Annotated in this window: 16 protein-coding genes; 5 read left to right on the top strand and 11 right to left on the bottom strand. The window is 69.5% G+C overall.

The genetic code is table 11. From position 1 onward, the window contains the following. Window positions 1–232: 232 nt before the first annotated feature. Both ACWD5O_RS24600 and ychF read left to right on the top strand, forming a co-directional pair. Window positions 233–967, top strand: coding sequence for a Type 1 glutamine amidotransferase-like domain-containing protein (locus ACWD5O_RS24600; RefSeq protein ID WP_354964658.1), 735 nt, complete (start codon window positions 233–235; stop codon window positions 965–967). 95 nt (window positions 968–1062) lie between these two features. Next, window positions 1063–2148 (top strand): redox-regulated ATPase YchF, encoded by a 1086-nt coding sequence (gene ychF, locus ACWD5O_RS24595; protein ID WP_450086678.1) that lies wholly within the window; start codon window positions 1063–1065, stop codon window positions 2146–2148. A gap of 14 nt (window positions 2149–2162) precedes the next feature. On the opposite strand, the gene ACWD5O_RS24590 is transcribed toward ychF, so the two are convergent. The 8 genes from ACWD5O_RS24590 to ACWD5O_RS24555 form a co-directional block, all read right to left on the bottom strand. After that, window positions 2163–3083, bottom strand: coding sequence for a hypothetical protein (locus ACWD5O_RS24590; RefSeq protein WP_450086677.1), 921 nt, complete (start codon window positions 3081–3083; stop codon window positions 2163–2165). Then, on the bottom strand, window positions 3080–3667 hold the full coding sequence (locus ACWD5O_RS24585; RefSeq protein ID WP_450086676.1) for a hypothetical protein: 588 nt from the start codon (window positions 3665–3667) through the stop codon (window positions 3080–3082). Before ACWD5O_RS24585 ends, ACWD5O_RS24590 begins: the two co-directional genes overlap by 4 nt. A gap of 63 nt (window positions 3668–3730) precedes the next feature. Continuing rightward, complete coding sequence (locus ACWD5O_RS24580; RefSeq protein ID WP_450086675.1) at window positions 3731–4105, bottom strand: VOC family protein; 375 nt, start codon at window positions 4103–4105, stop codon at window positions 3731–3733. Between the two features lie 61 nt (window positions 4106–4166). Continuing rightward, complete coding sequence (locus ACWD5O_RS24575; protein WP_450086674.1) at window positions 4167–4448, bottom strand: hypothetical protein; 282 nt, start codon at window positions 4446–4448, stop codon at window positions 4167–4169. 118 nt (window positions 4449–4566) lie between these two features. Beyond that, window positions 4567–5298, bottom strand: a complete 732-nt coding sequence (locus tag ACWD5O_RS24570) for a class I SAM-dependent methyltransferase (RefSeq protein ID WP_450086673.1) — start codon at window positions 5296–5298, stop codon at window positions 4567–4569. A 229-nt stretch (window positions 5299–5527) separates the two neighbouring features. Beyond that, window positions 5528–5890 carry a PH domain-containing protein gene (locus ACWD5O_RS24565; RefSeq protein WP_007464929.1) on the bottom strand — a complete coding sequence of 121 codons (363 nt, stop codon included), beginning with the start codon at window positions 5888–5890 and terminating at the stop codon, window positions 5528–5530. Between the two features lie 269 nt (window positions 5891–6159). Beyond that, window positions 6160–6309, bottom strand: a complete 150-nt coding sequence (locus tag ACWD5O_RS24560; protein WP_450086672.1) for a hypothetical protein — start codon at window positions 6307–6309, stop codon at window positions 6160–6162. Further along, window positions 6306–7196 (bottom strand): LysR family transcriptional regulator, encoded by an 891-nt coding sequence (locus tag ACWD5O_RS24555; RefSeq protein ID WP_354963680.1) that lies wholly within the window; start codon window positions 7194–7196, stop codon window positions 6306–6308. Before ACWD5O_RS24555 ends, ACWD5O_RS24560 begins: the two co-directional genes overlap by 4 nt. Window positions 7197–7314: 118 nt before the next feature. On the opposite strand from ACWD5O_RS24555, the gene ACWD5O_RS24550 reads away from it, so the two are divergent. Continuing rightward, on the top strand, window positions 7315–7668 hold the full coding sequence (locus ACWD5O_RS24550) for a DUF1801 domain-containing protein (RefSeq protein ID WP_354963681.1): 354 nt from the start codon (window positions 7315–7317) through the stop codon (window positions 7666–7668). Continuing rightward, window positions 7665–8099: a VOC family protein gene (locus tag ACWD5O_RS24545; protein ID WP_450086671.1), complete on the top strand. Its 435-nt coding sequence runs from the start codon at window positions 7665–7667 to the stop codon at window positions 8097–8099. Before ACWD5O_RS24550 ends, ACWD5O_RS24545 begins: the two co-directional genes overlap by 4 nt. A gap of 24 nt (window positions 8100–8123) precedes the next feature. On the opposite strand, the gene ACWD5O_RS24540 is transcribed toward ACWD5O_RS24545, so the two are convergent. Continuing rightward, window positions 8124–8432: a 4a-hydroxytetrahydrobiopterin dehydratase gene (locus tag ACWD5O_RS24540; protein ID WP_089019073.1), complete on the bottom strand. Its 309-nt coding sequence runs from the start codon at window positions 8430–8432 to the stop codon at window positions 8124–8126. Window positions 8433–8615: 183 nt separating this feature from the next. On the opposite strand from ACWD5O_RS24540, the gene ACWD5O_RS24535 reads away from it, so the two are divergent. Further along, window positions 8616–9071, top strand: coding sequence for a (deoxy)nucleoside triphosphate pyrophosphohydrolase (locus ACWD5O_RS24535; protein WP_450086670.1), 456 nt, complete (start codon window positions 8616–8618; stop codon window positions 9069–9071). Between the two features lie 115 nt (window positions 9072–9186). Here the strand turns inward: ACWD5O_RS24535 and ACWD5O_RS24530 are convergent, their stop codons facing one another. Beyond that, complete coding sequence (locus ACWD5O_RS24530; RefSeq protein ID WP_450086669.1) at window positions 9187–10254, bottom strand: succinate dehydrogenase/fumarate reductase iron-sulfur subunit; 1068 nt, start codon at window positions 10252–10254, stop codon at window positions 9187–9189. After that, window positions 10251–12179 carry a fumarate reductase/succinate dehydrogenase flavoprotein subunit gene (locus ACWD5O_RS24525; protein ID WP_354963685.1) on the bottom strand — a complete coding sequence of 643 codons (1929 nt, stop codon included), beginning with the start codon at window positions 12177–12179 and terminating at the stop codon, window positions 10251–10253. Before ACWD5O_RS24525 ends, ACWD5O_RS24530 begins: the two co-directional genes overlap by 4 nt. Window positions 12180–12186: the final 7 nt, after the last annotated feature.

Here is a 12186-nt window from a genome sequence, read left to right as displayed (position 1 = left end):
GCCGGGTCGGAGCCGAACCGGCAGGCCGAGTCCGACCCGTCGGCTGAGCCCGCGCCGGGCCGTGTGGCCGGCAGCGAGCCGATCGGGAGGACCGCCGGGGCGATGGCCCTGGTGCCGCGTCAGCGACGCGCTGGCTGAGCTGGCATCGGTTCGCGCCGCCGTGGCCGGGGTGATTGGCCCGCGGTCGGCTGCGGCAGGATGAAGGCCGTCCCGCACCGACGGAAGGACCCGCATGCCCGCCAGCGAACCGACCATCCTCGCCACCAGCATGGGTTTCTTCCGGGGCGACCGGGGCCCCACCGACCTGCGCCCCGGTCCGGTGTTCGAGCTGGCGGCCGAGCTGGCCGAGGCCGGCCCGCAGCCGCGCATCTGCTACCTCGGGCAGGCCGTCGGGGACCAGCCCACCTCGCTGACGGCCATCTACGGCGCCTTCGCCGACACCCGTTTCCGGCTGTCGCACCTCGCCCTGTTCCCGATGCCGAACGTCGAGGACGTCCGCGCCCACCTGCTCGCCCAGGACGTGATCTGGGTCGGCGGCGGCAGCGTGGCCAACCTTGTCGCGCTGTGGCGCGTGCACGGGCTCGACGAGATCCTGCACGAGTGCTGGCAGGCCGGCGTGGTGCTGGGCGGCGTCTCCGCCGGCTCGATCTGCTGGAATGTGGGTGGCGCCACCGACAGCTTCGGCCCCCGGCTGCGCGGCTTCACCGACGGCCTGGGCTGGCTGCCGTACGGCAACGGGGTGCACTACGACAGCGAGGGTCAGCGGCGACCGTTGATGCACGAGCTGGTCGGCGACGAGACGTTGCCGACCAGCCACTGCACGGACGACGGGGTCGGGCTGGTCTACCGGGGCACCCGACTGGCCGAGGCGGTCGCCGACCGCGAGGGCGTTTCGGCGTACGAGGTCAGCCGCGGCGCGGACGGCAGCGTCCGGGAGGCGGTCATCGCCCCACGCCTGCTCGGCTGACGGCCGCCCTTCACCCCCGCCGGCACGGGCCGGCTGGAGTCGAAAACCGAGCCGCGTGGGCCGGCCCGTCCAGCACCGGCGTAAGCTGGCCCGTCGTGAGTCTCACCATCGGCATCGTCGGCCTGCCCAACGTCGGCAAGAGCACGCTTTTCAACGCGTTGACCAAGAACGACGTGCTGGCGGCGAACTACCCGTTCGCCACCATCGAGCCCAACGTCGGCGTGGTCGGGCTGCCCGACGAGCGGCTGGGCAAGCTGGCCGAGATCTTCTCCTCGCAGAAGGTGCTGCCGGCGCCGGTGTCGTTCGTCGACATCGCCGGCCTGGTCCGCGGCGCGTCGAAGGGGCAGGGCCGGGGCAACGCCTTCCTGGCCAACATTCGGGACGCCTCGGCGATCTGCCAGGTGGTGCGGGCCTTCTCCGACCCGAACGTGGTGCACGTCGACGGCAAGGTCTCCCCGGCCGACGACATCGAGACGATCAACACCGAGCTGATCCTCGCCGACCTGCAGACCCTCGACAAGGCGCTGCCCCGGTTGGAGAAGGAGGCCAAGCTCCGCAAGGACCGCCTGACAGCGGTCGCCGCCGCGAAGGCGGCCATCGAGGTGCTCGACGGCGGCACCACCCTGTACTCCGGGGCCGCCGCCGCCAAGATCGAGCTGGAGCACCTGCGCGAGCTGCACCTGCTCACCACCAAGCCCTTCCTGTACGTCTTCAACGTCGACGAGGCCGAACTGGCCAACGCCGCGTTCCTCGACGAACTGCGCGCGCTGGTCGCTCCCGCCGAGGCCGTCTTCATGGACGCCAAGATCGAATCCGAGCTGGTGGACCTGCCCGAGGACGAGGCCCGCGAGCTGCTGGAGTCGATCGGGCAGAACGAGCCCGGCCTCAACCAGCTCGTCCGGGTCGGTTTCCGCACCCTCGGGCTCCAGACGTACCTGACCGCCGGCCCTAAGGAGGCGCGGGCCTGGACCGTTTCGGTCGGCGCCACCGCGCCGGAGGCCGCGGGCGTCATCCACTCCGACTTCCAGCGCGGCTTCATCAAGGCCGAGGTGGTCTCCTACGGCGATCTGGTCGCGGCCGGTTCGATGGCGGCGGCCAAGGCGGCGGGCAAGGTCCGCATCGAGGGCAAGGAGTACGTCATGCAGGACGGCGACGTGGTGGAGTTCCGCTTCAACGTCTGAATTGGCTGGACCGGCTATCTCGGCCGCATCGATCCTGACTCCCGCCCTGTCGCTCGGCGGAACCGTCGCGGAGGCAGGACGGACCGGAGCTTGTCGGCTGCATGAGCGAAGTCGGAGATGGCGGTGACGCAGCCATGGCCGATGTGGGCGAGCCAGAGCGAGCCGTCCCGCTCGGCGACGAGCGCCTGAGACAGCGGAACGGTGTGCACGTTGCCGTCACCATCCACCGTGGAAATCGCGTCCGTGCCGATGATCAGCGAGCCCTTGTTGCCGAACCGCTTCATGAGCGTCGGCCTGACCACCTCACCTGCCGGCACGAAGCGGGTGCTGGGGCAGGAGACATCGGTGGTGCCAAGAAGATCCGGTCGCGATCCGTACGGCACGACGATCATGGCGGATGAGAGCCAGCCCGACATGACGTCCCGCGCCGCTGTCGGAGTGAGGCCAGTCAGCTCGGTGAGTGAATCGGAGTAGTAATGCTCGGTTGTGCCGAACAACTCCAGGTGGGTCGCGGGTTCGAGCTCTTGGATCGGCCGCATCCAGGCCAGCGCCTCATACGTGGGCACGAGGACCACGGGTAGGGCCAGGTTCCTAATCGCCTCCAGGTTGGCCATGTCCACCTGGTCGAGCCCTTCGTGCACAAGTCTTCGCAGCTCGGCCCAGAGCAGTTTCGCCGCGGTAGCAGCTTCGAAATTCTTGGCTTTCCTGTCGTCCTGCGGGGTGACCCTCAGACCGAGTTCGTGCCGCGTACTGTCGACGACCTCGAACATGAGTTCAGCGCCGTTGCCGAGCCCGGCCCGCTGTATTGCTTGGCCGACTCGCAACTGCAGCGCCCGCATCAGCAGAAGCGCTTCCACGCTGGGTGCGGCACCGACGACCAGCGCGACCCCGCGAACCTCATCGGCGTACCAGACCGGACCCGATTGGTGGTTCACGAGGTGTGTGCCGTGGGTGATTCGGGACCAGCGGGCAATCGAAGTCGCATCGCCCCAGGCGCTTCGGCGGTCACGGCGAGGACGGCGTTGCCGCTGGTGAAGAACCTCTCCACATGTTGTCTGATCTCGTCAGCCGTGAAGTGCCGGTAATCCACCGCGGGCCAGCGCGCCAGGCCATGTCCGCGCGACCCGAAACGCCGCGCGAGCAGTGATCCCCAGGGGTCGAGCACGCCCTCGTCGATGTTGAAGATGTCCCGGCTGTCTGCCTCGACGTCCGCGACAGCATCGGACAGGTCCTCCCGCGGAAGATCGCTGATAGCCGAGCAGATGGCGGTGAAGTGTTCCGCGATCTGCTCGGGAGTGCCGGCCGCGAGGAACGACGTCTCGTTCACCCAGGTGTCGTTCGAGTATTTCTCCGCGACGTGAGGATCGGCCCATTCCACCAGGTGCTGCACCAGATGATTCAGGCCGACGGAGTCGATCTCTTCGTCGCGGGTGCCACAGCCAAACGTCAGCGATGCGGCCAGCATGCCCGGCAGAATTCGTTGGAGGACCGTAACTCCGTCTATCTCCTCACGGTGCATGCGCGGATCGTAAGGCGGCGACCGGTCAGGCTCGTGGGCTGCCGCCGCGCGGGTGACCCGGTGCTACCGCTCGGCCCAGGCACCCAGCTCGTTGCCGCTGGGGTCGGTGAAGTGGAATCGCCGGCCACCGGGGAACTCGTACGGCCCATTGACCACCTGCCCGCCAGCGTCCTTCACCGCCTGCACCGACCGGTCGAGGTCGGCCGAGTAGAGCAGCACCAGCGGGCCGCCCGCCCGGACTGCCTGGTCCACGCGCAGGCCGCCGACCTCGGGCGCGGAGTCGCCCTGCGGGCTCCGGATGCCGGCGTACCCCGGGCCGTAGTCGTTGAACTGCCAGTCGAACGCTTCGGCGTAGAAGCGTTTGGCCTGGTCGAGGTCGGTGACCGTGAACTCCACGTAGTCGATGGCGTGGTGTTGGTGCGCAGATGACTCAGACATGCTCCGCATCGTGCCCGCCGGGTACGACATGGCCAGTGCGGCGAAGGCCCTACGTGCGCGATCACCGGTCCGGGTGGTCGTCCTCAACGCGAGGACGGTCAGCAGATGCGTCTGCTCTCGGTGGGATCTCGCCGCCGAGTAGCGCCGCCCGCAGGCGGGCGTTCTCGCGTGCGGCGCGGCGGTTCGGGCGGATGCCGGCGACGATGACGCCCACCCAGGCGAGGGCTACCAGCCCCCAGCCGATCCAGTAAACCGGGCCGTCGTTGGACCCCTCCACGACCAGGCCCACGACCAACAGGATCACCGACAGTGCCCGGACGACCAGGCGGGTCCGTCTGCTCATGGCGGGAACCTCGCTTCCGCTGACGGAGGTCGACTCCGGTCGCGTGGAGGTCGGGTGTCAGTGACACCGTGACACATCGACACCACCGGCTTCCGGCCCCGGAGTCGACCAACCGCCGCTACTCCGCTCGGTAGACGGAGATGTGGGCCGTGCTGTCCGCCTCGAACGGTCGCCGGTGCCAGTCGGCGTACCGCTCGGTGAGCCGGAGCCCGGCCTGCTGCGCCATCGCGTCGATCTGGTGCGGCCAGGCGTATCGCATCGCGAACGGCTTCAGGTGTACGCCGTCACCGTCGAAGGTGATGGTCTGCCGGATGAACCGCTGCGCCGGCCGGTCGTACCGGTGCAGCCGGATCGTCGCGGAGTCCTCGGTCACGGCGCGGACCTGCACCTGCTCGTCCCGGTCGAAGCTGCGCGGGTCGGGCACGAACGCCTCGACGACGAACGCGCCGCCGGGCGACAGCACCCGGGCGACGTTGCGGAAGCAGTCCGCCTGCCGCTCGGCGTCCACCAGGTTCAACAGCGTGTTGAAGACCAGGTACGCCAGCTGGAACTGGCCCGGCACTCCTACGTCGGCCATGTCACCGACCACCACGGGGATCTGGTCGCCGCCGGGCTTGGCCCGCAGTTGCGCCAGCATCTCCTCGGACGCCTCAATGCCCTGCACGTCGAGGCCACGCCCGGCGAGTGGCAGCGCGACCCGGCCGGTGCCGATCGCCAGTTCGAGGACCGGACCGCCGTTGGCCAGATCGGCCAGGAAATCCACGGCGGGCGCCGGGTCGGGGTTGGTGCCCTCGTCGTAGCCGGCGGCCCACAGCCGGCCGAAGAGGCCGGGATCGTCGAAGACCGACATTAGCGGCCTCCGGGGTTGGTGTCAGTGGCGCCCAGCAGCGCCGTGGTCAGGGGAACAGGTGTGCTCACGAAGTCTCGATTCCTCAGGTCGGATGACGTTCGGTCGGGGGGACTTCGCTGTGTCGGGCATGGCGGCTGCTCCCTTCGCGCGGCTGTCGAGTCAGGACAGCAGAGCCTGCCGGGCCCGGCAAGGCATTTACCTCAGCCGGGGCCACGGCAGACCGGGTTGGTCAGGAGATGTGGTGCAGGATCACGTTGTGCACGTGGTGGCTCTTCTGCGCGCCACGGAACTCCACCTCGTAGGTGTGCGTGCCGACGTGGATGGCGATCGCCCCGGTGGAGAAGAACGTGCCGCCCCAGGACTTGTTGCTGACCACGCTCACGCTGGTGATCTTCGAGTACGGGATGCTGGTGATCGCATGCCGCTTCCCGACGAACGAGCGGTCCTGGATGATCACGCGCCGGTCGGTCAGCCCGATGAACCCGGTGCCGGTGCCGACGGCGTCGTAGACGGCGATGATCTGCTCACCGTCGAGGAGTCCACTCTCGATCTGCTGGACCTGCTCCTTGCGGTCGTACGCGATGTTCGCCATGCGGACCAGGCTAGGCAACCGGCGCCAGCCGGCTGCTGTGGGCGATCACCAGGAACTCGCCGTCGCCCTGGCCGACGGGCTCGCGGTGCCAGCCGCCGTGGATCCGGTCCACGGTGAAACCCGCGGCGGCCAGGGAGTCGCGGAGCTCCGCTTCGGAGCGGAAGCGCAGCGTCGCCGCGCTGAGCAGTTCCGCGCCGTCGGCGAAGCGGTAGTGGTGGGTGAAGCTGACCGCGCCGTCGCCGTCCGGCAGCCTGATCAGCCGCCGGGCGTCAGCGGCCGGTGCCGCAGCCCAGGTCGAGGACCCGGGCGGCCGGGGTCTCGTCGACCACCGCCCGGAAGAAGTCGTCGTCCGGCCCCCACGCGCACTCGGCGTCGTAGACCTGGACCAGTCGGGGATGACCGAACTCGCCGTGTCTCATCGGTCCGCGTTGTTCGCGTCGGTCGCCGCGCGGACGAACTCCCGTACCCGGGTGGTGGTGTTGCTGGCCAGCCACACCGGGCCTCGCTCGATGGGTGGCGCGTCGTGGATCGGCACGTACGCCACGTCGGGGCGTGGGTAGTAGCGGCGGGTGTGCTCGCCCACCGGCAGCACGCCCCGGCCCATCGCCACCAGCGTCAGCATCTCGGAGAAGGTGTTCCCGGCGGGGCCCTTCGGCACCGGCCGGCCGGACGGGGTGCTCTCCGGGGTCCGGTCCCGCTTGAACTCCGCCGACGTCACCGACGGGTACTGCACCACGGGATGGTCGGCGAGCACCTCCAGCGACACGGACCGTTGCCGGGTGAGCGGGTGATCCGCGGCCACCGCCAGCATCCGGTCCTCGGACAGCAGCGCCGGGCCGTTGACCATCCCGTCGAACGGGTACGAGGCGATCAGCACGTCGGTCGAGCCGTCGAGCAGGCCGGACCGGGTGGTGGACAACTGCGCCTCGTGCACCTCCACCCGGCAGTCGGGGTGCCGTTCGGAGAACAGGGCCACCGCACGGAGCAGCACCGGCGCCGTCCACTCGCCGAGGAACGCCACCCGCAGCGTCCCGGTGACGCCCCGGCCGGCGTCGACCGCCCGGCGGACCGCCTCGTCGATCCCGGCCACGTGCGGGGCCAGGTCGTCGGCGAGTTGCCGCCCGATCGGGGTGAGCCGGACGACCCGACTGGTCCGGGCGAACAGCGGTGCCCCGATCTGGCGCTCCAGCTTCTTGATGACGTGACTGACCCTGCCGGTGCTGACCCGTAGTCGCTCGGCGGTCCGGCCGAAGTGCAGCTCCTCGGCGAGGGTCAGGAACGTCTCGACCTCGTACCGCTCCAGCACGTCGCTCCCACCGTTGACCTGTGGTCAACGATCGTAGCGGCAACCGGTCTTGGTCCGCGGCCCCCGTCGGCGGATCGTGAAGTCGGCAAGGAAACCCGCCCGATTGAGAGGCTGCGAGATGAGCATCGACGACTACCTGGCCGGCCTGGCCGGCCCGCTCCGCGAGATAGGGGAGAAGCTGACGCCCGTCATCGCGGACGCCCTGCCCGGGGCGACCGGCGCGATGTGGCACGGCCACCCGGTGTGGAGTCTGGGCGACCGGCCCGGTCAGCGCCCGGTCTGCCTGCTCAAGGGGTACGGGTCCTACGTCACCTTCGGGCTGTGGCGGGGGCAGGAGATCGCCGACCCCTCCGGGCGACTGGTGCCCGCCGCGCGGGCGATGGCGGTGGTGAAGCTGCACGGCGTCGCGGACATCGACCCGGCCCTGTTCACCGACTGGCTGCGTGCGGCGGCCGCGCTGGAGGAGGCGTGAGCGAGCGCAGCGAGCGAACCAGCAGACACGGCAGCGCGGTGCGGGTAACCGGCTTCGACCACCTGGTGCTGACCGTCACGGACGTGGAGCGGGCCCTGGACTTCTATTGCGGCCGGCTCGGGCTCGCGCCGGTACGGGTCGATGAGTGGCGGGCCGGAACCGTCCCGTTCCCGTCGGTGCGGATCAGTCCCGAGAGCATCATCGACCTCGTCCGGGGCGACCCGCAGGGCACGAACGTCGATCACTTCTGCCTGGTGGTGGCGCCGCTGGACTGGGCGCAGGTGATCGACTCGGGCGTCTTCACGGTGCTGACCGGGCCGGTCAACCGGTTCGGCGCCCGCGGCTCGGCAACCTCGATCTACGTGCGGGACCCGGACGGCAACTCGGTGGAGCTGCGCTGGTATCCGCAGGACGCCCGCGCCGGTGCTTAACGGAAAATGCCTCGCAACGAGCGGTCAGGACTCGGTGACCGCGCGGTAGGCGTCTTCGATGCGGGCCGCCAGCAGGACCTCGCCCTCGGTCAACGGTTCGCCGTTACCGTGCCCGACCCGGATCTGGGTACTGTCTGACCGGCGGCTGATCTCGGGACGAAGACGCAGCGCGTCGGCGACGACCTTCACCCGTTCAGTCAGCGCCGCGTGTTGGGTATCGTCGATCTCCAGAGTCCGTCGGATCTGCTCGCCCTCACGCGTCCAACCCGATAGCAAGGTCAACGCGTCGGAAAGGTAGTCGTGCTTGGCCCGGCTGTTGAACAGCACGCGCATAACCGCACCCCCCAAGCGCCGTTGCCGGCTTGTGGCCAAATCGTCGCCATCCCGTGTCTTGTCGGTGCCCTCTAGTCTGTCGTCGCTCGGAAGGGGTGTCCACGCCCACACTTCCGTGTTCTGTTGGCCTAGCGGACGGCGACGGTACCCAAACCGCCGATTGATCTGGCACCCTGGACGCCCGTGCGGACCGAACGGGCTAATGGTGGCGGGCAGGCCGAACGACGGGACCTGAAGGTGATCGTGGGAGCGGCGATCATCCGGGACGGGCGGGTGCTCGCCTGTGCCCGTTCCGCCCCGCCAGAGGTGGCGGGGATGTGGGAGTTTCCCGGTGGAAAGGTCGAGCCGGGGGAGGCCGAGATTGACGCGCTGGTCCGCGAGTGTGCGGAGGAACTGGCCGTACGCGTGGAGATCGGCGACCGGGTCGGCCGCAACGTGCGGATGGCGCACGGCCGCTCGGTGCTCAAGGTGTACGCCGCCCGGCTGCTGCACGACGATCAGCCGCAGGCCCTGGAGCACTCGGGGCTGCGCTGGCTCTCGGCCGACGAACTGGACTCGGTCACCTGGCTCCCCGCCGACGCCCCCATCGTGGCCGCCCTCCGCCCCCTGCTCGCGGATCCCCGGCCACCGAGCCGTTGATCATGAGGTTGGCGGGCTCGGGGAGCTCTGAAGCGCCCGCCAACCTCATGATCAACGCTGGAAAATGGGGACGGGGGCTACCGGTTGTGCCGGTAGCCCCCGTTTTGGTGGTCTTTCAGTGCTTGTCGTCCTGCTCCGGGTGGGCGAAGTTGAGGTGCTCCGGAGGCAGCGGGAAGGTCACGTCGTCGCCGAACGGCGACGGCGCGGCGGCCCGGTCGAAGGTGAGCTCGGTCAGCGGCAGCCTGCCCCGGTCGTCGACCGCCGGCGCGGTCGGGTGTGGCACCTCCCGGTGCCAGTTGACGCCGCTCTGCGCCTGCACCTCAGCCTGCGGGTCGTGCGAACCACCCGCGTGCGAGTGCATGCCACCCTGGCTCGTACTCGGCGACGTCGCCGAGCCCTGACGGGCGGTGGTCACGCTGGTCTGGGGCGTCTCGCCCCGGCGGAAGATCTTGCTACCAAGCCACACAAGGGGATCGTACCTGCGGTCGACGACCCGCTCCTTCATGGGGATGATCCCGTTGTCAGTGATCTTGATGTGCTCGGGGCAAACCTCCGTGCAGCACTTGGTGATGTTGCAGAAGCCGAGGCCCTGTTCGGCCTGCGCGTAATCCTTGCGGTCGGTCCGGGTGTCCAACGGGTGCATGTCCAGCTCGGCCGCCCGGATGAAGTATCGAGGCCCGGAGAACGCCTGCTTGTTCTCGTCGTGGTCGCGGATCACGTGGCAGACGGTCTGGCACAGGAAGCACTCGATGCACTTGCGGAACTCCTGCGAGCGCTCGACGTCGACCTGCTGCATCCGGTAGTCGCCCGGAGCCACGTCCGCCGGCGGAGCGAACGCCGGCGTCTCCCGGGCCTTCTCGTAGTTGAACGAGACGTCGGTGACCAGGTCCCGGATCACCGGGAAGGTGCGCAGCGGGGTGACCGTGACGGTCTCCTCGTCCCCGAAGGTCGACATGCGGGTCATGCAGCCCAGCCGTGGCTTGCCGTTGATCTCCATCGAGCACGAGCCGCACTTGCCGGCCTTGCAGTTCCACCGGCACGCCAGGTCGGGCGCGTCGGTGGCCTGCAGGCGGTGGATGATGTCGAGGACGACCTCGCCCTCGTTCACCTCGACCATGTAGTCCTGCAGGTCACCGCCGGTCTCGTCGCCCCGCCAGATCCGGAACTGACGCTTCGCGCTCATCGGTTGTCCGCCTCTCCAGCGTCGGGGACGAGGGCGTCGATGTCAGCCAGCTCCTCGTCGGTGAGGTACTTGGCCAGCTCCGCCCGGTCGAAGAGGCCGAGCAGCTCCGGCCGCATCTTCGGCAGCGGCTTGCGGGTCAGCCGCACGGTGTCGCCGTCCAGCGCGCAGACCAGGTTGACCTGCCGCCACTTGGGCTCCATCGCCGGATAGTCCTCCCGGGTGTGCCCGCCGCGCGACTCCTGCCGCTCCAACGCCGCCTTCGCGGTGCACTCCGAGACCACCAGCATGTTGCGCAGGTCCAGTGCCAGGTGCCAGCCGGGGTTGTAGCGCCGGCCACCGGCCGCGCTCACCTTCGCCACGCGCTCGCGCAGCTCGGCCAGCCGGCCCAGAGCGTCGGCCAGCTCGCCCTCCCGCCGGATGATCCCGACCAGATCCCCCATGACCGCCTGGAGATCCTGCTGGAGGGTGTACGGGCTCTCGCCCGTGTCCCGCTGCAGCGGGGCCAGCGCGGTCTCCACCGCGGCCTCGACCGCGTCCACGGCCACCTTCGGCCGGGCATCCAGCCCGTCGGCGTAGCTGGCCGCGTGCCCACCCGCCCGCTTGCCGAAGACCAGCAGGTCGGACAGCGAGTTGCCGCCCAGCCGGTTGGAGCCGTGCATACCGCCGGAGACCTCACCGGCGGCGAAGAGCCCCCGAACGTGGCCGAAGGCGGCACCGGAGTCCGGGTCCACCTCGACACCACCCATCACGTAGTGGCAGGTCGGCCCGACCTCCATCGGCTCGGCGGTGATGTCGACGTCGGCCAGCTCCTTGAACTGGTGGTACATCGAAGGCAGCCGCCGGCGGATCTCGTCGGCCGAGCGCCGGCTGGCGATGTCCAGGAAGACGCCGCCGGCGGGGGAGCCCCGACCGGCCTTGACCTCGCTGTTGATCGCGCGGGCCACCTCGTCGCGGGGCAGCAGCTCCGGCGGACGCCGGTTGTTGTCCGGGTCGGTGTACCAGCGGTCCGCCTCCTCCTCGGTCTCCGCGTACTGCTTGCGGAAGACGTCCGGGACGTAGTCGAACATGAACCGCTTGCCGTCGGAGTTCTTCAGTACGCCGCCGTCGCCGCGTACCGATTCGGTGACCAGGATGCCCTTCACCGACGGCGGCCAGACCATGCCGGTCGGGTGGAACTGGAGGAACTCCATGTTGATCAGAGTCGCCCCGGCGCGCAGCGCCAGCGCGTGCCCGTCCCCGGTGTACTCCCAGGAGTTCGAGGTGACCTTGTAGGAGCGCCCGACGCCGCCGGTCGCCAGCACCACGGCCGGCGCCTCGAAGAGGACGAACTCCCCGGACTCCCGGTAGTAGCCGAACGCGCCGGCGACCCGGTCACCGTCCAGCAGCAGCTCGGTGATGGTGGTCTCGGAGAACACTTTGATCCGGGCGTCGTACGAGCCGAACTCCCGGTGGTCCTCCTGCTGGAGCGAGACGATCTTCTGCTGGAGGGTGCGGATCAGCTCCAGGCCGGTCCGGTCACCGACGTGCGCCAGCCGGGGGTACTCGTGACCGCCGAAGTTCCGCTGGGAGATCTTGCCGTCCTTGGTGCGGTCGAAGAGCGCACCGTACGTCTCCAGCTCCCAGATCCGCTGCGGCGACTCCTTCGCGTGCAGCTCGGCCATCCGGAAGTTGTTGAGGAACTTGCCGCCGCGCATGGTGTCGCGGAAGTGCACCTGCCAGCTGTCACGGCTGTTCACGTTCCCCATCGCGGCGGCCGCGCCGCCCTCGGCCATCACCGTGTGCGCCTTGCCGAAGAGCGACTTGGAGATGATCGCGGTCTTCTTGCCGGCGAGCCGGGCCTCGATCGCCGCCCGCAGGCCGGCGCCGCCGGCCCCGATCACGACGACGTCGTAGTGGTGTCGTTCGATTCGCGTGGTAGTGGTCATGTCGGGG

The sequence above is a fragment of the Micromonospora sp. NPDC005161 genome, from assembly GCF_053599855.1.
The sequence above is the reverse complement of the archived record's forward strand: the minus strand, read 5'-3'. Positions and strand labels throughout refer to the sequence as shown.

Excerpts from the sequence above, each read along its gene's own strand:
- ACWD5O_RS24600 (WP_354964658.1), top strand. The coding sequence starts at position 233 with ATGCCCGCCAGCGAACCGACCATCCTCGCCACCAGCATGGGTTTCTTC.
- ACWD5O_RS24585 (WP_450086676.1), bottom strand. The coding sequence starts at position 3,667 with ATGCACCGTGAGGAGATAGACGGAGTTACGGTCCTCCAACGAATTCTG.
- ACWD5O_RS24580 (WP_450086675.1), bottom strand. The coding sequence starts at position 4,105 with ATGTCTGAGTCATCTGCGCACCAACACCACGCCATCGACTACGTGGAG.
- ACWD5O_RS24575 (WP_450086674.1), bottom strand. The coding sequence starts at position 4,448 with ATGAGCAGACGGACCCGCCTGGTCGTCCGGGCACTGTCGGTGATCCTG.
- ACWD5O_RS24570 (WP_450086673.1), bottom strand. The coding sequence starts at position 5,298 with ATGTCGGTCTTCGACGATCCCGGCCTCTTCGGCCGGCTGTGGGCCGCC.
- ACWD5O_RS24565 (WP_007464929.1), bottom strand. The coding sequence starts at position 5,890 with ATGGCGAACATCGCGTACGACCGCAAGGAGCAGGTCCAGCAGATCGAG.
- ACWD5O_RS24560 (WP_450086672.1), bottom strand. The coding sequence starts at position 6,309 with ATGAGACACGGCGAGTTCGGTCATCCCCGACTGGTCCAGGTCTACGAC.
- ACWD5O_RS24550 (WP_354963681.1), top strand. The coding sequence starts at position 7,315 with ATGAGCATCGACGACTACCTGGCCGGCCTGGCCGGCCCGCTCCGCGAG.
- ACWD5O_RS24540 (WP_089019073.1), bottom strand. The coding sequence starts at position 8,432 with ATGCGCGTGCTGTTCAACAGCCGGGCCAAGCACGACTACCTTTCCGAC.
- ACWD5O_RS24530 (WP_450086669.1), bottom strand. The coding sequence starts at position 10,254 with ATGAGCGCGAAGCGTCAGTTCCGGATCTGGCGGGGCGACGAGACCGGC.
- ACWD5O_RS24525 (WP_354963685.1), bottom strand. The coding sequence starts at position 12,179 with ATGACCACTACCACGCGAATCGAACGACACCACTACGACGTCGTCGTG.